The following is a 21426-nucleotide window of genomic DNA, read 5'->3' as shown; positions in this document are numbered from 1 at the left end:
GTCCTTGCGGCAAGGGGCCATCGGAGGCGCCCATCCTGTCCGGCGCCGTTCAGGCCCGGAAGATTTCGTCGAGGAAGTATTCGAGCGCGGCAAACGAGCGCCGGTCGGCGTTCGCGTCGTAGACCGCGCCCATTGCCGGGTTGTTCGCTCCCGCCGTCGTGAATGCGTGAACGGTGCGCCCGTAGGCATGGAGCTGCCAGTCGGCGCGGGCTTCGGTGAGCTCCGCCGCCAGGCCCACCGTCGCAGGGACGGGTGTGAACGGATCGTCCCAGCCATGGCAGACGAGCACCTTGGCGCGAATCGGCTCCTGCTGGCCGAGACCCGGCGGGGCATAAATGCCGTGAAAGCTGACGGCGCCGATCAGACCCGGTGCGTTGGCCCTTGCAAGGTCGAGCGCACACAGTCCTCCGAAGCAGAAACCGATCACGGCCAGGCGCTGCGCGTCCACTGCCGGATGGGCAGCGCATGCAGCCACTCCAGCCAGCAGGCGGCGGCGAAGCCGCGCACGGTCAGCGAGCAGAGGATTGATGAGCGCCGAATTGTCGGCTCCCTGCTGGCCGCGCTTCCCCTTGCCGTAGACGTCGAGCCCGAATCCGACGTAGCCGCGCGCCGCCATCTGCTCGGCGCGATTTCGCGTCGGCTCGAGGAGCCCGGTCCAGTCGGATGCGATCATCACCGCCGGGGATTTCCTGCCGGCGGCTGCGTCCCACGCGACGAATCCTTCGAATGTCTGTCCGTCGTCCGGGTAGTCGGCGTTCGAGGTTCGAATGTCTGCCATGCGTGATCCTCAGCATCCTCCGGTGCATGTGCCCGGTGATGCATGCCAGGTTCCCGTCGTCAGGAACCACTGATGGTCGGAGGAATTCGCAGGATCGACCTGCTCGTTGACGTGGTAGTGGTAGACGGGCGTCGACGGGCTGTCGACCGTGACGCCGGTGTGACCTCCCTGCGCGTCCAGCGTCGGCAGCGAGTTGTCCGGGTCGCGGCGCCCGTACACCGGATACCCGTCACGCATCACGCCGATGAAGTTCGAGTCGTCGTACGAGATCGCGTACGGCTCGCAGTGGTAATGGTAGATGCCGCTCATCTGCGGATGGGCACCGCAGCGGTCGAACGTCTGCGCCTCCTGGAAAATGTCGTCGCCCGGTGCCGCAAAGTTGCCGAAGATCGGCACGCCGTTGAGCGCCAGCCCGACGACGGCGTGCATCTGCATCGACGTGGCAGAGCCGCTGGGCGTAACCGGAAATCCGACCGTGAAGCTCTGCGCGGCGATCAGGTTCGGGTTCTGGATCGCGCCCGTGTACGTCTCGTGGCACGGATCCGACGTCGCGAAATAGTTGCTGACGTAGTCCGGCTGCCCGTCCGTGTGCGCCGTCACGACTCCTGCGGACAGCGTCAGCGAAACCCGGCACGAGAACTTGAGCCAGTAACCGTCAAGCCCCTGGCTCTGGCGCGCAGACTGGCAGGCGCTGGTGTCGCGGTCGCGCACCGCGCAGCCGGCAGGATTGACATCCGCGGTCAGCGTCGTGTTGTCGTCAAGCGTGCAGGTAGGCGGAGCGGCGTCGGGGATGATCGTCGGGATGCAGCTGTCGACGAGGGCCTCGAGATTGGCCTCGGTGTCGGTGCAGGTGCCGGCGGCGTCGGCAGAAGTGACGGCATCGTGAAATTTCGTCTCGGCGGTCGCGAGGCATCCGGAATCCGCATTGGATCCCGACGTCAGGCCCTTCTGCCAGCATTTCGCTTTCGCGTACGCCTTCTTCCCGACCGCTTTCATCTTGGCCGCCGCACATTTGGCATCTCCACTGATCGCCGAGTCGAAGTTCGAGATGCACGCATCTACCGCCGTCTGCGTCGATCCTTCGTCGCCCGTCGTCGTGCAGCCGCCGGCGTTGTCCGCCTTCGTGTAGGCACTGGAGAGCTTCGCGTCGGCGCCGTCGACGCAGTCCTGGCTGGTGGTCGTCGCGCCTGAAATGGCTTTCTGCTCGCATTTCGACCGTGCCGACACCGCTGCGCCCGCGGCCTTGGCCTTGGATGCCACGCACTTTTCGGCAGGTGTCGGCGAAGCAGCCGCCAACGATGCGATCGAGAGGATCGCGGTCACGACGACCTGAAGAACCAGAGTAGTAGACGTCATGGCAACTCTCCCGCGGACGCGCGCTCCGGCGCACCCGGACCGGTTGCCTAGAGGAGCGGCGTCCGCACGTCAAGGGTACGCGCGGAAACCACGCGTACGTCTCGGCGGCCACCCGGGAATGCGCGGGTCCGGCGCTGCCCGCTCCTGCGCGCGCGCGTCTCGGCCGCGCAGCCCTTCCTGGCCACGTGTGAACTCGCACGCCGATTCATGGCATGGTCGGCATGGAGTGCGCCGATGACCGTCAGCGAGATCGCCCGCAAGACACCGGTCCACGTCGGATCTGCCGTCGTCATCATGGGATCGTGGGCGTTCTTCACGAACCACGCAGCCGGGACTGCGGCTGCGATGAAGGCCGCAGCGGTTCAGGCCTGCGCGTCGGCGCTGTTCACGTTCACGCTCAAGCGCTCGCTCGAATGGATGTCGCAGCGCATGCAGGGAATCGCGGCTTACATCGTGCCGCCGGCGGCCTGCAGCCTTCTCGTGCTCGCGATCCTGCTCGCCGCGCACTGGCTCGCCGGCACCCCGCGCATCTGGGCGACGATTTCCATTCCGTATGTGGCTTCCGCATCGTACGCGTGGATCTACGCCGCCATCGTCGCGTCGTCGCGTCGCGCCGGACAGGCCGGAGCGCCGGCGACTGGGAAGTGAACCGGCGCGCCAGCAACTGGGAAATGAACAGGCGGGACGGCGAAAGGGAAGTGAAAATGCTCGCGATGCAGCTCGAGACGAATGCCGACCTCTCGGCGCGCCCGCTCCGGCTCGTCGAGATTGCGTCGCCGCAGCCGCGCGCGGGAGAGATCCTCGTACGCGTCAGCGCCTGCGGCGTCTGCCGCACCGACTTGCACGTCATCGAAGCGGAGTTGGCTCCGCAGAAGCTCCCGCTCGTTCCCGGGCACCAGGTGGTCGGAACAGTCGAGACGATCGGAGAAGGCTGCAGCCGCTTCCACGTCGGGGACCGCGTCGGCATCGCATGGCTGCGTCACACCTGCGGGGCCTGCGAATTCTGCCGCAGCGGGCGCGAGAACCTTTGTGCGGCCTCGCGCTATACCGGGTACCACGACGACGGCGGATATGCCGAGCTGGCCGTGGTTCCCGAAACGTTTGCGTACGCCATTCCCGATGCCATCGGCGACGTCGAGGCCGCGCCGCTGCTGTGCGCGGGAATCATCGGCTACCGCGCGCTGACCCTCGCGTCGGTGCCAAGCGGCGGAAGCCTGCTGCTGTGCGGTTTCGGATCCTCGGCCCACATCGTGCTGCAGATCGCGCGTCGCCGCGGCCAGCGCGTGCTGGTGGCGACCCGCGGCGCCGGGCACCGCGAGCTTGCGCGAAGTCTCGGCGCCGAGTGGGTCGGCGAGGCCGTCGAAGCGCCGCCGCACCACGTCGATAGCGCGATCGTGTTCGCGCCGTCCGGCGACATCGTCCCGGCAGCGCTGAAAGCGCTCAAGAAAGGCGGCACCTGCGCGCTGGCGGGAATCTACATGACGCCGATTCCGCCGCTCCCCTACGAGGAGTGCGTGTTTCACGAGAAGATCCTTCGTTCGGTCGAAGCGAACACGCGCGCCGACGGGGAAGGGCTGTTTCGCGAAGCCGCAGCAGCAGGCATTCACGCTTCGACGGTGACGTTCCCTCTGGAGCAGGCCAACGAAGCCCTGCAGATGCTCAAAGGCGACGGCATTCGCGGAAGCGCGGTCCTGCTGCCGCCGAAATAGCCGCACAGGCATGCGACGCCGTGCGCAATTCTCGCCGCTCGCTGCCGCGCGCAATGCACGCGCCTTCAGAATTTACGCGTCAGCAGGATCGACAGCAGGTAGGCCGGTTTGGAGTTGTAGCCTCCCGGCATCATCAGCGCCTGGTCGGCCGTCACGTGGTGCGACTCGGCAAAGATGTACGCAAAAGAGCCGTCGATCACCCACCGCTCGGTCTTGCGGCGCGCGCCGATCGACAGGCGCACGTCGTTCTGGGAATCGTAGCTGAGCGGTGTGACACCGCGGTTTCCGACGATTCCATTCGCCCACGACAAGCCGCCGAACACCTTGACGGCATCGGACCACGCATAGTCGATGCCGAGCGCGTGGTGCCATTCGTCACGCGCGTCCGGAAGGAACGGCGAGTTTGCAGACGGCGTCTTCTCGTAACGCATGTAGGACGTTGCCAGCACGCTGGTCTGCACGAAGCTGGCGCCGTAAGTGAGCGCCCAGCGCGGCGTGATGCGGTCCTTGACGCCGACGGAAACGGCCATCGGCCATTCGAGGTCGAGGTCGACGTTCTGTTTTTCGCCCTGGAACTCCGTGTTGCCGTCCGTCCAGATGCGGCCCGGCGGCTTGACGCTGAGTCCGAACGACCAGGACTCGACCGGTCTCCACGTAATCCCCACCATGCCCTGGACACCGAGACCGGAAACCGTGTAGCGGAAGTACGTCGGCGCGGCCGGCGCCTCGGCTACCGTTTCGTCGAAGCGAAGATGCGTCGATCCGTAAAGGGGGCTGATCTCTGCGCCCAGCCACAGCGTGTCGCTCAGCCGGTACGCGGCGCCGATCGGCACTGCGAAGATCGACGACTCGGAGAAAAAACCCTTGTCGATGCCGACCGCCGGGCGCGGGCCGTAGTCGAAGCGCGCTCCCGACGTTCCCATCACGCTGACGCCGAAGGTCCATCGTCCCCACGGCAGGACGGCGAACCCGTCGAGGAACGGAACGATGACGGAGTTGTCGGCGTGGTATTGTCCCGCGCCGGTCTGCGCAGAGACGACGCCGCGCCCGTACGCGAGGCCGAGCCCGCTTCCGGCGGCAGTCTCGCCGAAGCCGGCGAGGCCGGCGGGATTGGCGAATTGGGCTTCGAGCGGCGAAAGCGGTTCAGCGACCGTCGAACCGGCGCATGCAACGTCGGGCGCACCCGATGCCGGGACCACCAGCGAGGAGCCCGCTACCGGACGCGCGACGAGCATGCTTGCGAGAAACAGCAGGCCCGCAGCGAGCGTTCCAGCAGGTTGCGGAAAAACCCCGTACCGCCGGGAAGGGGTTTTCCGCAGCCTGCTCGCGCGCTTTTCGCAGGACTCGCCTGCAGCCGTGCGCGCCTCGGTCGGATGCCGGTCTCGCATCGCATTACCTGCATCCGGGGGGTTGCAAACACCGTGCCCTCGGAATCCCCTGCAAAAACGCGTCGAAATTCGCAGGAACGGAGACGGTGCGGCGGCGTCCTCCCAGAAACCGGAAAATCGCCGAAACGCTCAAATGGACCGCTCGTCCAGACGCGCTTCTGACTGCCTTTCGCACCTGTGCCAGACTCGACGCAGCGATGACGGCAGCGCCCTCGGCAGCAGCGGCTACGCCGCGCCGTGAACCCGGCTCCTGGTCTCCGTGGTGGAGGCATGCCGCCGGCCTCGATCCGGTAGCCGGTGACGGCACGCGCAGCTACCACCTCTCGCGTTTCCTGATGCTCAGGCTGCTCGGCCTCGTCTACCTGACGGCGTTCGTGATCTTCCTGCGCCAGGGCATGCCGCTCCTCGGCTCGCGCGGGCTGCTGCCGATTGCAGACTTCACGTCGCGCGTCGTCGCGCATCTCGGCTCGGAATCGGCCGCGTTCTGGCGGCTGCCGAGCGTGTTCTGGCTCGGCAGCTCCGACGTCGTGCTCATGGCGACAGCGTGGTGCGGCGCATTTCTTTCGCTGCTCGTGCTTCTCGGCGTCACCAACGCCGTCGTGATGGCCCTGCTGTGGGCGCTGTACATGTCCTTCGTGCACGTCGGCCAGGACTGGTACGGCTATGGCTGGGAAATCCAGCTGCTGGAGACCGGTTTCCTTGCGATCTTCCTCGCGCCGGTGTCGTCGATCCGTCCGTTTCCCGCCAGGCGTCCGCCTCCGGTCGTGATCGGCCTGATGCGCTGGCTGATCTTCCGCATCATGCTCGGAGCCGGGCTGATCAAGCTGCGCGGCGATTCGTGCTGGCGTGATCTCACGTGTCTCGAGTATCACTACGAAACGCAGCCCAACCCGAATCCGCTGTCGCGCACTCTTCATTTCGCGCCGCACTGGTTCTCGATGGCCGGCGTGGCGCTCAATCACGCAACCGAAGTCGGCATGCCGTGGCTGATGCTGACGGGGCGACGCACGACGCGGATCGCCGGGATGTTCTTCGTCGCGTTCCAGGTGGTCCTGATCAGCAGCGGCAACTTGTCGTTCCTCAACTGGCTGACGATCGTGCCGGCACTGGCGTGTTTCGACGACGCGTTCCTTGCGGGGATCCTGCCGGCGCGCCTTGCGCGCGCAGCCACGGCCGCCGAGCAGGCCGCGGCGCAGCATGCGGCGTCCCGGCGCTGGAGCATCGATCTTCGCGCGATCCTGCTGGCCGTGCTGCTGGTCACGATCTCGCTGCTGTCGATCCCGGTCGTCGCGAACCTGCTTTCGGGCTCGCAGGTCATGAACACGTCGTTCGAGGCGTACGACCTCGTGAACACGTATGGCGCATTCGGCAGCATCGGGCGGGAGCGGCGCGAGATCGTATTCGAAGGCACCAGCGATGCAGTCGCCGACGAGCACGCGACGTGGCGCGAGTACCAGTTTCCGTGCGCTCCGTGCGACCCCGCTCGCCGCCCCTGCCTGATCTCGCCGTACCACTACCGCCTGGACTGGCAGATGTGGTTCGCAGCGATGTCGCGACCCGAGCGCTACCCGTGGACGCTGCGGCTCGTGTGGAAGCTGCTTCACAACGACGCGCCGGCGCTGTCGCTCATGGACGGCAATCCCTTCCCGGATGCACCGCCGCGATTCGTGCGCGCGCGCCTGTACATCTACCGCTTTGCGCCGCCGGATTCCGGGCGCTGGTGGGATCGCGAGCTCGTCGGGGACTGGATTCCTCCGCTTTCGGTGGACGACAGTCGCCTGCGGTCCTTCCTCACGTCGTACGGGTGGCTCGACTCCGACTCGTCTGTGCCCGCGAAGGTACCCGGCAATCGCTGAATCCCCGTTCGCGGGATCCTCGTACGGGGAAATCCACAGCCATCGTCGATAATCCATCCCCATCGCGCCAGAAGCTCGTAGGCACGAGAGCCGATGTCTGCGAGCCTTTTTGCTGCGCCGAGCGACTCAGACGCTCGCGAAGGAGACCGTTATGAAGACCGTGAAACTGGCTTCCGTCGTGCTCGCAGGCATCGCCGTCGGTTTTCTCGTGCAACAGACACCGAAGGGCTTCGCCGACGAGACCGTGACGACGACGACCAAGACGACGACTTACTCCGGCGTCGTATCCGAGATCGATCCGAACGCCTCGACGATCATCCTCAAGTCCGAAAGCGCGCCGGCACCGGTGACGTACAAGTACACGAAGGAAACGACTTTCGTCGACAGCAACGGCAATGCCGTCTCGTACGAAACCGTGCGCAACGCGCCGGTGACGATCGAGTACGCGCCGGGCGAAGGCGGCCAGATGATCGTCCGCAAGGTGATCGAGACCGGTCCGCCGGTAGCCGTGCCCGCGACGCCGATGATGCACCGCGAGACCACGACCCACACCGAATCGACGCACTGACGCGCATTCCGATGTGTAATGGGGTCAGGCACCAGAGGAATAGTGCCTGACCCCAAATCGACAAATCGATCAGGGCATCGAGCAGCGCACGGCCATGGCGCTCGCGGTGCAGGCGAGGTCCACTGCGAGCACGTCATCGTTGTCGAAAGGAGCTTCGCCCCCGATCGACATTGCCAGATGCGCGCTGCCGCCGGCGACGTCCGCCAGGCCCGCGCCGCCCGCGCGGATGACGCCGCGGAACGTGATGCCCGTGCGCTGGCGAATCTGCACCAGCGTGACGCCGCCCTGGCTGCCCGCGGGGTCCTGCAGTTCGTAGAACGCCGGATCGTGCACCGGATCGCGCGCGATCGACGAGACGTCGGCATGGAACCCGCCGTGACCGGCCTGGGTCAGCGCAAGCGACGCAGTGAGGGAATCGGGAACTTCGGAAGCTGCGTCGAGCAGCGAGAACGCGACCTTGAGCGCCAGCGAATCCGGGCGCCCACTGTTGCCGCGACGCATCCGCAGCTTGACCGATGAGATCGACCCGACCGGCGGCGGTACCGCCGGTGCGCACTCCGCGCAGCCCGTCAGCTCGGGATGCACGAGACACACTCCGTCGCAGCAATCACCAATGCCGTTGTGGTCGCTGTCGAGCTGGCTCGGATTCGTCATGTTCGGGCAGTTGTCGTCGCAGCCGCTGCCGGCGCCGTCACACGGCTTGTCGCTACCGAGGCCGCTTGCGCTGCCGTCGTCCGGCACGCCGTCACCGTCGGTGTCGGCCGCCGCTCCGGCGACGAATGGCAGCGAAGCCACGACCACTCCGCCGACGACCACGTCGATGCGGCCTCCATCGTTGCCGGTCGCGCCGATGGTCACGTCCATGCCGTGCGCATCCGTGAGCGACAGGCTTTCTGTCATCGGGTCGGAGTTGGTGTCCGGCGAGACGATCGCGAGCTCGCCGCTCGCGCGAAGCGTGACCGGCATCGACGATGCGAGGTCGGCGACGTTGCCGAAACGGTCGACCGGAAGAAGACGAAGCGTGCGCTGCGAAGAGACATCGGCCAGCACGACGCGCTCGGGAGCAATGACGACCTGGCGGCCGGGGCCCGACGGCGCCGGCGCGACGCGTGCGATCGTCGAGTGTCGGGCGCCGAACGTCGCATTGGCGGCGGCGACGAAGAAAGCCGCAGAGACTGCCGGACCGCTGTCGACGACCACGTGATCGGTGGTCGGGTCGCTGCCGTCGAGCGCGATCTTGAAGGCATTGCCCAGCGCCGCGTCATCCGGCGGGGGCAGGTACTGCTCGCCGATGTCGAACTCGAGCTGGCTCGGGAAGTTCGGATCCGGCGGATGCGGGTTGGTAAGGTCGAGCACCTTGTTCGGATCCAGCGGAGGCAGGAACGGCCAGTGCGTGAGGATCAGCGTCCCGTCGCTGTCGAGCACGGCGTTGTTGTTGCCGGTGTACGCGCCGGCAACCAGCACGACACCGAGTCCGCCGACGCTGGCAGGCGCCGCGAGCTCCAGCCCGATCGAGGCCTGCAGTCGCGACTGCGAGAACACGCCTACCTGGCGTCCCGCGAACGCCGTCGTCTCCTGCTCTTCGATGTGTCCTTCGGCGGCGTGGTCGGCGAGCGTCGGCCCGATGAACCCGTCGCCGTCGAGATCGGCGAATGCGTAGACGGCCACCGGCCGCGCGTCGAGCTCGGTGTTGGTGATCGCGTTTCCGTAAGTGCCGCTGCCGTCGCTCAGGATGACCGTGAACGGAACTTCGGCTCCCTGACCCGTATCGCCGCCGCCGGCGACGGTGGTCAGCACCGACGCTCCGCCCGGCGGAGGCAGCGTCCCCGGCGCGATGATCCCCGCACGCACGACGATGTCGACGTCGCCGGTGATCGATTTGTCGACCACGTCATCGCCGGTGCCGAACGTCTTGTCCGGCCCCGGCAGCAGCAGCGGAAGACCGGGCATGACCGGATAGGCAAGGCTGGTCGACGGATCGACGGGATCGCCCGCGAAAACCTGCAATGCCGATGCATTGCACGGCGCGAGGACGAGCAGGACAGCCGCAGCGGCGACGGCGCCGAAACCCGTCCGCAATCCACGCGTCATTCCGGTGCGCAGCGAAGTCATCAGGAACCACCGTCGGGAGTCGATTGGGTCCGGTTGCTGAACAGGATCCCCTCGCGCTGCAGCTTCGCGTACATCACGACGGTGACCGGTCCGGGCAAGAAGATCGGCGGAAGCGCCAGCGTCATCTGGTGCGCCGTGAGCTTGACGAGCGACGAGGAGGAATCGGCGCTGCCCGAAGCCTCGAGGTTCGGCACTTCCTGCACCGTCAAACCGTCGGAGAGTCCTGCGAAAGATCCGGAGATGCCGGACGCGGAACCGACGGAGTAACGCACGAACACTTCGCCCTGGCTCACGACGACGTTGAGAGGAAAGTCGACCTGGAGAATGTCGTCGAAGCTCCACGCCCCGACCAGCGACAGCAGCGTCGGCCGCGCCTGTCCCGTCGAGATCGCCTGCCCGATGACGAGGACCGGATCGTACGATCCCGCCTCGGCGCGCCGGGCACCGCCGGCGCCGAGCACGAGCGCGGCGGCAAGCGCGATGCGCGCGACCGTCACGGCGAAACCATTGCTCACGAACGTGTCTCCATCGCGCTGCAACCCGAACGAGTGGATAGGCAGCCGGCGCGCAGTGTCAACGCGCTTTCGCCCGTTTCGCGACAAGCACGCAGGCGGCAACGAAGATCACTGTCGCTGAGAATTCTCATCCCCGAACTCCCGCTTCGGCGCCCGAGGCGCCACGACGATTCGCAATTTGCCCGACGCCGCTGCGCCCGTCGCTGCGATCTCTCGCGACGACGACGTGCCAGCGCCGTGAAAACCCATACTCGATCCCGGGCTTTTACGGCAGCATGCGCAGCGGCCTGCAGGGCTTCCACAGCAAGAACGGGTCCAACCGACCGTGGGCGGGAAACTGGCGTCAATCCGTGCGGTCGGCGCGGCGCAATTCCCACCGGCGGGAGGGATTTTCCCGAATCCGGCAGAGAAGCCCGCGTTCCGGCGCGGGGGAATTCGCGCGCGGGAGCGCGCCAAACGCCGCGGTGCGGGCAGGCGGCATGTTGCAGGCGGGCGAGAATTGACCTTGCGGGGACGTTCGTGGAATAGCCGGTTCTCCCGGAGGTCACGCTCCCCTTTGTTTCGACTGCCCCGCGCCATGCCGCGCTCGACCGTCCACACGGGCGCGCGCGTTTCCCAGCCCGTGCTCGCCGGCCTGCTCGCCGTCGCCGTCGCCGTCGCCGTCGCCGTCGCCGGCTGTTCGGCCCAGGACAGGCCGACGTGGCTCGGCGGGTCGTCGAAGCAGGATTCGAAAAGCGGCGCCGTCATGTACGCCGCCCAGGACGGGCTCAGCGTTCATGCGGATGCGAGCACGTCGTCGAGGACGATTGCCCGCCTCAAGCAGAACGAGAAGATCGTTCGCCGCAACCAGAAGGGCGCGTTTTCGCTGATCGAGGCACGCGGTGGAAGCGTGCAGGGATGGGTCAGCAGCGGCGGCCTGGTCGCTCGCGGCCGCAGCGCGGCGCGTCCTGCAGCGTCCGCTGCCGACTCGGGACAGGGCGACGGTTCCACGCAGGCAACGGCAACTGGCGGCGAAGGCGTCGAGGCGGCAGAGCCCGCACAAGCGCCGCGACCGGAGCCCGTCGATGAGGCGGAGCCGCAACCGGTCGAGGTTCCCGAGCCGAAGCCTGTCGAAGTTCGCCAGCCCGAGCCGGTGCCGGCCGCCGAGCCTCAGCCCGGGCCTGCCCCCGCGCAGCCTGCCAAGGCGCCGTCCTCCAAACGAAAATCCGGCGCGTCGGTCTTCGATCCGTACTGACGCGCGTCGCAAAGGCGTGAGCGTCATCCACCGGGGAATCCTTGACCGAACAGCTTTCCGAGAATTCCGGTGCCTCCCGTCCTTCGGGCGGCGATCGCGCACACGCACGCGACCACTCCTGGCTCGCCGCCGTCTATCACGCGCTCCGCAATCTGACGTCCGTCTCGGTCGAGAGACGCAAGGAGGTACTGGTCGAGACTCAGGAAGGATCGCTTCCGACGCCGATTTATTACGTGCTGCTCGGCCTTTCGGAGTTGATCGCCGGCTTCGCGCTGATGATCAACAGCGATGCGACCTTGATCGGAGCGAACGTCGTCGCGCCGCTGATGACTCCGATCTTCGGCGTCTCGCTCGGGCTCATGCGCAGCGATCTGCGGTTGCTGCGCAACGCCCTCCTTGCCGAATTCGGAGGAGCGCTTCTCGGCGTCGCGCTGTGCTTCGTGCTCGGACTGCTTCCGTTCGCGTTCGAGCCGTCGGCCACGCTGCTGGCGCAGACCAAGCCGACGCTGATCGACCTGGCGGTGGCAGCGCTGGCCGGGTTCGCCGGCGGCCTTGCGATGATCGACGAGCGCGTCAGCCCCGCGCTGCCCGGCGTCGCGATCGCTACCGCGCTCAATCCGCCGATCGCTGCGATCGGATTGTGCCTGGCCTACGGAGCCTACGACGCCGCGTGGGGAGCGACGATCCTTTTCCTGGCCAACGTGCTCGCGATCATGGCGGTAGCCGCGGCGCTGTTCCTCGTCGCCGGGTTCGTCACGCGCGAGGAAATCGGCTCGGTGCGAGGCCTGGCACGCCGCTTCCTTCCGGCAGCGATCGGGCTGGCCGCGGTCACGTTCCTGTTGACCGGGTATCTGCTGGCGATGGTGCGCGATCTTCGCACCACCCGCACGGTCAACGGCGTGATGAGCACGGAGCTGGCGCACGAGCCGGGAACGGCGCTCGTCGGCATCGACACGGTTCGCCGGGACGGGCGACTCGACGTGCTGACGACGGTGCGAACGCCGCGCGTGCTGAGCCCGGACCACGTTGCCGCGATGCAGGACAAGCTGTCCACGGCACTGGGGACGCCGGTGCGGTTGTTTCTTCGCTGCGGGGTTACCAGCGACGTCATCGCCGCGGGCTCCAGGGACTTGAGTCCATTCGTCGGCCTGGCGTCGACGGAGAACCAGCCGACGATGTCTGCCGAGACTCTGCTGCTACAGGAAGCGGAGCAGATTGCACGCGAAGCGGTTTCGGCCCGGCCGGACATCTCGCTGAAGGACGTCGAGCTGCTGTCGCTCGCGACCGGGCCGGTGCTGGTCTTCTCGATCGAGACCCCGCGTGATCCGTCGCCGGCGACGGTGCAGCAGTTCGAGGAGAGGCTGCAGCAAAGACTCGATCGACCCGATGTCCGAGTGGTCGCGCGCACGACGGAGTCCAGCGACACGACCACCAAGGGCCGCATTCTCTTCGGAGAAGCGCACTTCGGCGACCTCGACCGCGAAGACGAGAAGACCCAGGAGCGCATCGAGGAGTCGGTGCGGACCAGCCTCCAGCAGCTTCCGGACGTGTTCGTGTCCGCGGTCGACGCCATCGTTCGCGACGAAGGGTGGACCGTGCGCGCCGAAGCGTCGGCGCCGAAAGCGCTGACACCGCAGGAAATCCAGGCCGCCGAACAAGCGGCAGCGAAGGACTCGGGACAACGGGTGTCGCTGTTCGTCAGGACGCGTGTGGACCTGATGGTCAGCAGCAGCGGTTATCAGCCGCTGGGCGCGCCGGTGGCGGGCCCGGCAGCCGCTGCGACCGAGCCGGCAGTTCCGCCGGCAGCGCACTGACACCGCAGCCTGCTAGTCCGCTTTGTCGTGCCGCGGCCCGAATACCGTCTTCCAGTCGGACTTCATGTCCACGACGGTCCAGCGGCGAGTCTTCGCTTCGTCCAGCCCCTTGTCGAGGCGGCCGATCTTCGACGTGCGGTCGTACGCCCATTCGCGCGCGGCGTCGGTGTGATGGATGTAGACGCAAAGCTCGGGCGCCGCGCCGTCGCAGGTGTACTGCAGCATCGCGAGGTCGCCGTCGGAATTGCCGAAGGCGAGGATCGGGTGGCGGCCGATCGCAAGATAGATGCCCACGGGCTTGCCTCCCTTGTCGTCGGTGAACGCAATCTCGCCTGCGTTGACGATCGCCGGCTTGCCGCCGCGCATCTCGAACTGCAGGCGGTTCGTGCTTCCGACCACCTGCTCGGGAGGGATGCCGTAAAGCTGCTCGGCAAACACGCGCATGAACTCGATGCCGCCGCCGGAGACGATGTAAGTGCGAAACCCGTTCGCCCTGAGGTAACGCAGCACCTCGAGCATCGGCTGGTAGACCATCTCCGAAAGCAGCCGGCCGGTCGTCGGATGACGGGCGCTCGCGAACCACTCGCGGACGCTTTGTTCGAATTCCGGGATCGTCAGCCCCGCCTGGCTCGCCATCGCGATTTTCAGCTCGGGGTCCGGGGTCGATGCGAAGGCCGCGGCAACGTCGCCGCGGAGCAGGGACGCGAACGGCTCCTGCTGCTTCCACTCGGGGTGAGCCGGCGCCAGTGCCTTGATCCTTTCGATCGAGAACATCAGCTGGAAGTACATGGGCTGCTCGGCCCACAGCGTCCCGTCGTTGTCGAATACCGCGATGCGTGCAGGCGGCGGCAGCAAATCCGGACCCGGTGTCGTCACCCGCGAGACCAGGGAGACGATGGCCTTTTTCGCCGCGCCGTCCTTCCACGACGGCATCTGGTCGTCCGCTGCTCCGCGCGAGGCGCCGAAGCAGGTCGCCACGAACACTGCAGCAACGGCCGCTCGGCGAAGCATCGGCAGCGAGGCGATGGAACGCGACGGCGAGCGATGCGCAGTCGGCCTGATGGGCGTCACGAGGCTCAGTGCTCGACCTTCTTCTTCTGCTTGTCGAAGATGGCGCGCAGCTTGCTCTCCATCATGCGCCGCCCGATACCGCGCTTGGCGGATCCGCCGAATCCTGCGACCTGGTCAGTGAAAGTGTGGTTGTTGTACAAGACCACCGTGCCCTCGGCCACCGGCAGAAATCCCGCAACTGCCTGACCGGCGTTGTACCCCGTGCTCACGTAGTACTGACGGTTGACGACCGCGCGCGCATCGCCGTCGGCGACGACCATCGCGTGCGAGAGCACGTACGTTTCGGTGCCGTCGATATCGTACTTGATCCAGCGCATCGTCTGCTGGACACCGGGCGACGTCGCCTGCGGATATCGCGTCACCAAGTTGTAGAACGACGGCAGATACTTCTTCAACCCTGCCGTCGCTTCGGCCGCGGTTTTAAGGTCGGCGCCGGGATCGCTCCTGGAGCCGCCGCGGTCGTACGGAGCGATGCCCGCCAGTCCCGACGTGCGGTAGGCCTGGTAGCGCGCCAGCAGCATCCTCTGCAGCTGGGCCTGCACGCTGGCGACCTCGCCCGCCTTCAGCTGGGACAGCGCGGCGATCTCGGGCGTGGCAAGGTTGAGCGAGCTGCCCGCGCTGGCGCCAGCCAAGGTCTTGGCCGCTGCGGCGTCGATCGTGAGGCCGGCAAGGTCGGCGATCGAGCCTGCGTCGGAGAAAATGCCCGTCTTCTTCACCTGCGAGTCGACCTTGATCAGGTCGCCGGAAGCCACCTGCTTGGCCAGGGAATCGGGGGATGCCTTGACGAGGAACGCGATCGAGACCGACAGGTCCCGGTCGTTCAGCGTTTTCGCATCGTGAGAGACGTACTGTCCGGCAAGCACCTGCTTCTGGTCGTCCGCCGAGAGATTGAGAGCCGTCATCACTTCCGCCGCGGGCGGCAGCGCGAGAGCAGGCATCGCCCGGCCGACGAGAACGACGGCGAGAGCGAGAATTCGAAGCAGGCGAGTGTGGATTGGCATGTGTCTTTCCTTTCTCCGGGGAGTTCGACTCCGCTCAGCTCGAAGCCGGTACGGCGGCGGCAGGGGCCAGGGCGGGGACGGCCGGTGAAGAAGCGTGCGGTGGCGCAGAGTGAGCGTGCGCAGTCGCCGGCGACGTCGCCGCAGCGTTCGCCGGCTCCTCGCCGGCCGGCCAGCCGCCGCCGAGCGCCTTGTAGAGCTGGATCAAGGAAACCATCTGCTCGCCGATCGCGTCGACTTCGTCGAGCTCGGCCGAAAACAGCGACCGCTGGGCATCGAGCACTTCGAGATAGTCGGCGACACCGCCCTCGTAGCGCGCGGTAGCAAGATCGACGACGCTTCTCTCGGCCTGCACGCGCTGGTGCTGCGCAAGGCGCTGCTCGCCCGTCTTCTGATAGCCGATCAGCGCGTCCTCGACTTCGCGGAATGCCTCGAGCATCGACTGCTCGTAGCCGTACAGCGACTGGCGCATCTGCGACTCGGCGATCTCCACTCGGCGCCGGTTGCGGCCGGCATTGAAAATCGGCTGCAGCACTCCCGCCGCCACCGACCATGCCTGCGCGGAGCCACTGAACAGCGAGTTCAGCTCCGTGCTGGACGTGCCGATGTCGGCGGTCAGTGCAAAGCGCGGGAACAGCAGCGCCTTTGCCGCGCCGACGTCGGCGGTCGATGCGTGAAGCTGCTCTTCGGCCGCACGAACATCGGGACGGCGGTCGATGAGCTCGCTCGGGAGTCCCGCGGGGACCGCCATCGACATCGGCGCATCGGCGATGCTCCCGCCGCGGGCAATGTCGCCGGGAATCCGGCCGATCAACGCCGAAATCTCGTTTTCCTTCTGGCGCACCAGCTGCTCGAACTGTTTCACCGTGGCTTCGACGCGGCGATACTCGGCTTCGGCCTGGCGGAAATCCATCTCGGAGGCCACGCCTCCCCGGAAAAGCGAGCGCGTCAGGTCGACCGACTTCGCGCGCGAGTCCAGCGTGCGCCGCGAGATCTCCAGCCGAAGATCGAGGTCACGAAGCTCGGTGTAGGTGCGCGCCACCGATGCGACCAGCGAGATCGTCACCGCGCGCCGGCCTTCGTCGGTGGCCACGAGAATGGCGCGTTCGGCTTCGGTTGCGCGCCGGATGCGGCCGAACACGTCGAGCTCCCACGTGAGGTCGCCGGCGATCTCGTACAACTCGGCGTGCCGGTCGGCAGGCTCGCTCAGGTGTGGAAACGCTTTTCGACTGGCTTCGAAGCTGCTGGCGTTCACGCCGAGGTCCAGCTGCGGAAACAGCGCCGAGCGCACCACTCCGACGCGCGCCTGCTGCTCAATCACGCGCTCGGCGGCGATGCGAAGGTCCTGGTTCCCGGCAAGCGCAATGCGGATCAACTCGTCGAGCGCAGGATCGCGGAACAGATCCCACCACGGCGTATTGGCGATCGTTTCCGCGTCTGGCACCGGCGCGTCGCGCCATGCCTGCGGAACCTCCAGCTGCGGCCGTTTGTAATCGGGACCGAGAGTGCAGCCGGACGCCATCGCGGCCAGCAGCGCCACGCCCGCGGCGACGCGCATCGAGCGCGCTGCGATCATTGGTGGGCACCCGGCGATGGTGCGGAGGTCGCAGCATGGGTGGGCAGCGCTGCGTCAGCGGCGGCCGATGCGGCAGCATGTTTCTTCGCACCGCTTCGCCCTTCGATCAGCACGAAAAACGCGGGCGTCAGCAGGACGCCGACCAGCGTCGCCACCGACATTCCGGCGACCACCGCCGTTCCCATCACCTGGCGCGAGGCCGCACCCGATCCGCTCGCGATCGCCAGCGGAACGCAGCCCATGATGAACGCGAAGGCCGTCATCAGGATCGGCCGAAGGCGCAGCCGCGAAGCTTCGGTCGCGGCCGTGACGACGTCCTCGCCGCCTTCGTAGCGAGCCTTGGCGAACTCGACGATCAGGATCGAGTTCTTCGCCGCCAGGCCGATCAGCGTGACCAGGCCGATCTGCACGTAGACGTTGTTGTCGAGGCCGCGCAGCCACGCCCCGAGCATCGCGCCGAGCACGACGCCGGGCGTTCCGAGAAGGACGGCGAACGGCAGCGACCAGCTTTCGTACATCGCGGCGAGCAGCAGGAACACGAAGACGACGGCCATCACGAAGGTCGGCGTCGACGACGGCGCCGTCTTCTCCTGGTAGGACATGTTCGAGTACGCGTAGCCCATCTCCCGGGGCAGCACTTCGGCTGCGACCGACTCGAGCGCGGCCATCGCCTGGCCCGACGAATAGCCCGCAGCGGGAACGCCGCTGATCTCCACCGAGCGGAACAGGTTGAAGCGGTTGGTGATCTCCGTGCCGGCCACCGGCGTGATCGTGAGCAGCGTGGACAGCGGGATCATTTCCTTGGTCGTCGTGCTGCGCACGTAGAAGGAACCGATGTCCTCGGCCTTCTGGCGGAACTCGGGCTCGGCCTGCACGTAGACGCGGTACAGGCGCCCGAAGCGGTTGAAGTCGTTGACGTACGAGCCGCCGAGGATGGTCGCCAGCGCCGAGAATACCTCGTTGACCGGCACGCCGAGCTTGCGCGCCTTCTCGCGGTCCAGCTCGACACCGAGCTGAGGCACCGTCGGATCGAAGGACGTGAAAAGGTTCGCGAGCTCGGGACGCTTTCGACCCGCTTCGATGAACTCGCGGGTGTACTGCCCGAGATCGGCGACTGTCAAGGTGCCGCTGCGGTCCTGCAACAGGATGTTGAAGCCTCCGGCAGCGCCGAAACCGGAGATCGTCGGCGGCGCGAACGGGAACGCAACCGCTTCCGGGATCGCGGCCAGCTCCTGTTGGAGCTTGCGTGCGATGCCCTTGAGCTGCAGGTCCTCGCTCTTGCGCTCGTCCCAGGGCTTGAGCCGGCAGAAGAAGCTGGCGTAGTTCGAGTTGAACGAGTTCGTCAGCATGCCGAGGCCACCGATGGCATTGCAGCTGTCGATTCCCTCGGTCTTCGCGAGGATGCCCTCGATCTTCGAGACCACCCTGTCGGTGCGCTCCAGCGACGAGGCGTTGGGGAGCTGCACGTTGATCAGGAAGATGCCCTGGTCCTCGTCGGGGACGAATCCGGCCGGAAGCGACTTGCCGAGCAGGCCGCCGCAGACGGCTACCCCCGCGATGGCTGCCAGGGCAAGCACCGTGCGCCTCGTGAAGATGCTCGCCAGCGACACGTAGCCCGTCGTCGTGCGTTCGAAGCCGCGGTTGAACCCGCCGAAGAAGCGCCCGAGCAGACCCTTGCTCCCGCCGGGCGGCGAGGGCTTCAGCAGCATCACGCACAGGGCCGGTGACAGCGACAGCGCGCTGAACGCCGACAGCAACACCGAGATCGCGATCGTCAGCGCGAACTGCTGGTACAGGCGGCCGGTCAGCCCGCCGACGAACGCGACCGGGACGAACACCGCGGAGAGCACGAGCGCGATGCCGATGACCGCGCCGGAGACCTCGTCCATCGCCTTCATCGTCGCTTCGCGCGGCGCCATGCCGTGCTCGATGTGGTGCATGACCGCTTCGACGACGACGATCGCATCGTCGACGACGATGCCGATGGCGAGCACCAGCCCGAACATCGACAGCGTGTTGACCGTGAACCCGAGCATCGGGAAGAAGATGAACGTGCCCATCAGCGACACGGGCACCGTCAACAGCGGAATCAACGTCGCGCGCCAGTTCTGCAGGAAGACGAAGACGACCAGGATCACGAGCACGACCGCTTCGAGCAAGGTGTGCAGGATGCCTTCGATCGAAGCCTCGACGGCAGGCGTCGTGTCGTACGTGATCTTGTACGCCACATCCTCCGGGAAGGAGTGCGAAAGCTCCTCGACGAGGTGGTAGATGCCTTCGGCAGCCTCGAGCTGGTTGGCGCCCGGCAGGAGATAGACGGCCAGCACGCCGGCCGGCTTGCCGTCCAGGCGCGCGAAGGACTTGTAGTTCTCGCCTCCGAGGTCGACCCGGCCGACGTCGCCGATGCGGACGACCGCGCCGGTATCGGAGGTCCTGAGCTGGATGTTCGCGAACTCCTCGGGAGTGGCGAGCTTGCGCGGCGCGGCTACGGTGTACGTGAACTCCTGGCCCGGCGGCGACGGCGGCGCGCCGATCTGGCCGGCCGGCGCCTGGATGTTCTGCTCCTTGATCGCGCTGATGACGTCGGCGGGAGTGAGCCCGAGCTTGGCGAGCTTGTCCGGGCGGATCCAGACGCGCATGCCGTACTCGGCGCCGCCGTAGAGGTCGACCTGGGCCACGCCGGGCACGCGCAGCAACGCGTCGCGCACGTTGATCGTCGCGTAGTTGTTGAGGAACAGAGAGTCGTAGGTGCCCTTCGGCGAATACAGTGACAACACCAGCAGGATGCTCGGATTGAGCTTCTTGACGGTGACTCCCTGCTGGTTGACCTCCTGCGGAAGACGCGAGGTGGCCTGCGAGACGCGGTTCTGCGTCAGCACGTTGGCGGTGTCCAGGTTCATTCCGACCTGGAAGCTGACGTCGAGCAGCATGCGGCCGTCGCTCGTGTTGAGCGACTTCATGTAGATCATGTTGTCGACGCCGTTGAGCTGCTGCTCGATCGGCGTCGCCACCGACTGCTCGACCACTTCGGCCGATGCGCCCTGGTACGTGGTCTCCACGCGCACGGTCGGCGGCGCCAGTGCCGGATACTGTTCGATCGGCAACTTGGACAGCGCAGCGAAGCCGATCAGCACCGCGAGGATCGCGATGACGATGGCGACGATCGGGCGGCGGATGAAGAAATGCGCCACGGGCTATTCCTTGGCGGATCCCGAAGCGGCAGCAGCCGGCGCAGCGGCCGCCGGGCGGGCGCCAGGAGGGGGGGCGGATGCCGGCGCAGCAGCGGCGGCATCGTCGGCGATTGCCACCACCGCCGGCTTGACCGTCATCCCGTCGCGAACCTTCTGCAGCCCTTCGACGACGATCTTGTCGCCGGCCGCAAGTCCGGATTCGATGATCCACAGCGAGCCGATGCGGGCGCCGGGCTTGACGGTGCGCATCTGCACCTTGTCGTCCGCGCCGACCACCGCGACGCTGTAAGTCGCCTGCAGCTCCTTCACCGCGCGCTGCGGGACCAGGATCGCATCTTTTCGCGTATCGACTGCGACGCGCACTCGCCCGTACTGCCCGGGCAACACGAGCCGGTCGGGATTGGGAAACGTCACTTCCACGAGCAGCGTTCCCGTCGTGGCATCGACGGCGTTGTTGGTGAACACGAGGTCTCCGCGTTGGGGAAGCACACTGCCGTCGGCGAGCACGAGCTCGAATCGGTACTGCTGCGCGCGTTCGGGTTTTTCGGCCCTTGCCCGCGAGTATTTCAGGTAGTCCTGCTCGCTGATCGAAAATCGCACGTGAATGGGATCGACGGCGGCCACTTGCGTGAGCAGCGTGTTCTGGCCGCGGCCGACCAGCGTTCCGACCTTCACTTCCGTCTTGCCGATCAGCCCGTCGATCGGCGCATAGATCTTCGTGTACTCGAGATTGGCGGTCGCGTTGTCCACCGAGGCCTGGGCGGCGTCGACGAGAGCCTGCGCGGCGATCTCCTGCGCAACGGCGGTGTCGTACTGCTGGCGCGGGATCGCGTTGATCGCGACGAGCGGCTTGTAGCGCGCGACGTCCTGCGTGGTGCGCGCGTGATCGGCCTTGGCCTTGGCGAGCTGCCCCTGCGCCTGGGCGAACGCGGCCTGCAGGTTCCTCGGGTCGATCGTGTAGAGAAGGTCTCCCTTCTTGACGAGAGCGCCTTCCTTGAACTCGATGGTTTCGAGGAATCCTTCGGTGCGGGCGCGGATCTCGACTTCGCTCGACCCGAGAGTCTGGCCGATGCCCTCGACCATGATCGGAACGTCACGCTGCAGGACGGTCGCGACCTGGACGGCAGGCGGCGCAGGAGGCGGCGCTTCGCTCTTGCTGCAACCCGCCGCGACGGCGGCAGCAAGGACCAGCGTGAGAATGCGAGCGGGGAAGATCAGATAGCCATTTGTCACGCGATCCCCCAGTGCCCGGTGCGCAGC

The 21426-nt window shown here is 66.8% G+C and carries 16 protein-coding genes; 6 read left to right on the top strand and 10 right to left on the bottom strand.

Annotated features, from left to right (window positions below):
- Positions 1 to 49: 49 nt before the first annotated feature.
- Positions 50 to 778, bottom strand: coding sequence for a dienelactone hydrolase family protein (locus VGK20_12265; GenBank protein HEY2774812.1), 729 nt, complete (start codon positions 776 to 778; stop codon positions 50 to 52).
- Between the two features lie 9 nt (positions 779 to 787).
- Complete coding sequence (locus VGK20_12260) at positions 788 to 2134, bottom strand: YHYH protein (protein HEY2774811.1); 1347 nt, start codon at positions 2132 to 2134, stop codon at positions 788 to 790.
- Positions 2135 to 2368: 234 nt separating this feature from the next.
- Between VGK20_12260 and VGK20_12255 the strand changes: the two genes are divergently transcribed.
- On the top strand, positions 2369 to 2782 hold the full coding sequence (locus VGK20_12255) for a hypothetical protein (GenBank protein HEY2774810.1): 414 nt from the start codon (positions 2369 to 2371) through the stop codon (positions 2780 to 2782).
- A gap of 23 nt (positions 2783 to 2805) precedes the next feature.
- Positions 2806 to 3843 carry a zinc-dependent alcohol dehydrogenase family protein gene (locus VGK20_12250; GenBank protein HEY2774809.1) on the top strand — a complete coding sequence of 346 codons (1038 nt, stop codon included), beginning with the start codon at positions 2806 to 2808 and terminating at the stop codon, positions 3841 to 3843.
- A gap of 65 nt (positions 3844 to 3908) precedes the next feature.
- On the opposite strand, the gene VGK20_12245 is transcribed toward VGK20_12250, so the two are convergent.
- A complete protein-coding gene (locus VGK20_12245; protein ID HEY2774808.1) occupies positions 3909 to 5078 on the bottom strand; it encodes an outer membrane protein transport protein in 1170 nt (389 codons plus the stop codon).
- Between the two features lie 350 nt (positions 5079 to 5428).
- On the opposite strand from VGK20_12245, the gene VGK20_12240 reads away from it, so the two are divergent.
- Together VGK20_12240 and VGK20_12235 are read left to right on the top strand one after the other, a co-directional pair.
- Positions 5429 to 7087, top strand: a complete 1659-nt coding sequence (locus tag VGK20_12240) for a lipase maturation factor family protein (protein HEY2774807.1) — start codon at positions 5429 to 5431, stop codon at positions 7085 to 7087.
- A gap of 151 nt (positions 7088 to 7238) precedes the next feature.
- A complete protein-coding gene (locus VGK20_12235; GenBank protein ID HEY2774806.1) occupies positions 7239 to 7655 on the top strand; it encodes a hypothetical protein in 417 nt (138 codons plus the stop codon).
- Between the two features lie 69 nt (positions 7656 to 7724).
- Here the strand turns inward: VGK20_12235 and VGK20_12230 are convergent, their stop codons facing one another.
- The gene (locus VGK20_12230) at positions 7725 to 9767 is read right to left on the bottom strand and encodes a hypothetical protein (protein HEY2774805.1); all 2043 of its coding nucleotides are present in this window, start codon (positions 9765 to 9767) and stop codon (positions 7725 to 7727) included.
- The gene (locus VGK20_12225) at positions 9767 to 10282 is read right to left on the bottom strand and encodes a hypothetical protein (protein ID HEY2774804.1); all 516 of its coding nucleotides are present in this window, start codon (positions 10280 to 10282) and stop codon (positions 9767 to 9769) included. Before VGK20_12225 ends, VGK20_12230 begins: the two co-directional genes overlap by 1 nt.
- Positions 10283 to 10859: 577 nt before the next feature.
- Between VGK20_12225 and VGK20_12220 the strand changes: the two genes are divergently transcribed.
- A complete protein-coding gene (locus tag VGK20_12220) occupies positions 10860 to 11516 on the top strand; it encodes a hypothetical protein (protein HEY2774803.1) in 657 nt (218 codons plus the stop codon).
- Between the two features lie 41 nt (positions 11517 to 11557).
- On the top strand, positions 11558 to 13330 hold the full coding sequence (locus VGK20_12215) for a DUF389 domain-containing protein (GenBank protein HEY2774802.1): 1773 nt from the start codon (positions 11558 to 11560) through the stop codon (positions 13328 to 13330).
- Positions 13331 to 13342: 12 nt separating this feature from the next.
- On the opposite strand, the gene VGK20_12210 is transcribed toward VGK20_12215, so the two are convergent.
- From VGK20_12210 to VGK20_12190, 5 genes are all read right to left on the bottom strand, one after another.
- Entirely contained in the window at positions 13343 to 14341 is a 999-nt protein-coding gene (locus VGK20_12210) for an HAD family hydrolase (GenBank protein HEY2774801.1), read from the bottom strand.
- A gap of 65 nt (positions 14342 to 14406) precedes the next feature.
- The gene (locus VGK20_12205) at positions 14407 to 15402 is read right to left on the bottom strand and encodes a hypothetical protein (protein HEY2774800.1); all 996 of its coding nucleotides are present in this window, start codon (positions 15400 to 15402) and stop codon (positions 14407 to 14409) included.
- Between the two features lie 34 nt (positions 15403 to 15436).
- Positions 15437 to 16975, bottom strand: coding sequence for an efflux transporter outer membrane subunit (locus VGK20_12200; GenBank protein HEY2774799.1), 1539 nt, complete (start codon positions 16973 to 16975; stop codon positions 15437 to 15439).
- A complete protein-coding gene (locus tag VGK20_12195) occupies positions 16972 to 20166 on the bottom strand; it encodes a multidrug efflux RND transporter permease subunit (protein ID HEY2774798.1) in 3195 nt (1064 codons plus the stop codon). Before VGK20_12195 ends, VGK20_12200 begins: the two co-directional genes overlap by 4 nt.
- Before the next feature lie 3 nt (positions 20167 to 20169).
- Positions 20170 to 21399, bottom strand: coding sequence for an efflux RND transporter periplasmic adaptor subunit (locus tag VGK20_12190; protein HEY2774797.1), 1230 nt, complete (start codon positions 21397 to 21399; stop codon positions 20170 to 20172).
- Positions 21400 to 21426: the final 27 nt, after the last annotated feature.

Source organism: Candidatus Binatia bacterium, assembly GCA_036493895.1.
Taxonomy (GTDB): domain Bacteria; phylum Desulfobacterota; class Binatia; order UBA1149; family CAITLU01; genus DATNBU01.
This window is presented reverse-complemented; position numbering and strand designations above follow the sequence as displayed.

Coding starts and splice junctions, on each gene's coding strand:
- VGK20_12265 (HEY2774812.1), bottom strand. CDS start 778: ATGGCAGACATTCGAACCTCGAACGCCGACTACCCGGACGACGGACAG.
- VGK20_12260 (HEY2774811.1), bottom strand. CDS start 2,134: ATGACGTCTACTACTCTGGTTCTTCAGGTCGTCGTGACCGCGATCCTC.
- VGK20_12255 (HEY2774810.1), top strand. CDS start 2,369: ATGACCGTCAGCGAGATCGCCCGCAAGACACCGGTCCACGTCGGATCT.
- VGK20_12250 (HEY2774809.1), top strand. CDS start 2,806: ATGAACAGGCGGGACGGCGAAAGGGAAGTGAAAATGCTCGCGATGCAG.
- VGK20_12245 (HEY2774808.1), bottom strand. CDS start 5,078: ATGCTCGTCGCGCGTCCGGTAGCGGGCTCCTCGCTGGTGGTCCCGGCA.
- VGK20_12240 (HEY2774807.1), top strand. CDS start 5,429: ATGACGGCAGCGCCCTCGGCAGCAGCGGCTACGCCGCGCCGTGAACCC.
- VGK20_12235 (HEY2774806.1), top strand. CDS start 7,239: ATGAAGACCGTGAAACTGGCTTCCGTCGTGCTCGCAGGCATCGCCGTC.
- VGK20_12230 (HEY2774805.1), bottom strand. CDS start 9,767: ATGACTTCGCTGCGCACCGGAATGACGCGTGGATTGCGGACGGGTTTC.
- VGK20_12220 (HEY2774803.1), top strand. CDS start 10,860: ATGCCGCGCTCGACCGTCCACACGGGCGCGCGCGTTTCCCAGCCCGTG.
- VGK20_12210 (HEY2774801.1), bottom strand. CDS start 14,341: ATGCTTCGCCGAGCGGCCGTTGCTGCAGTGTTCGTGGCGACCTGCTTC.
- VGK20_12205 (HEY2774800.1), bottom strand. CDS start 15,402: ATGCCAATCCACACTCGCCTGCTTCGAATTCTCGCTCTCGCCGTCGTT.
- VGK20_12200 (HEY2774799.1), bottom strand. CDS start 16,975: ATGATCGCAGCGCGCTCGATGCGCGTCGCCGCGGGCGTGGCGCTGCTG.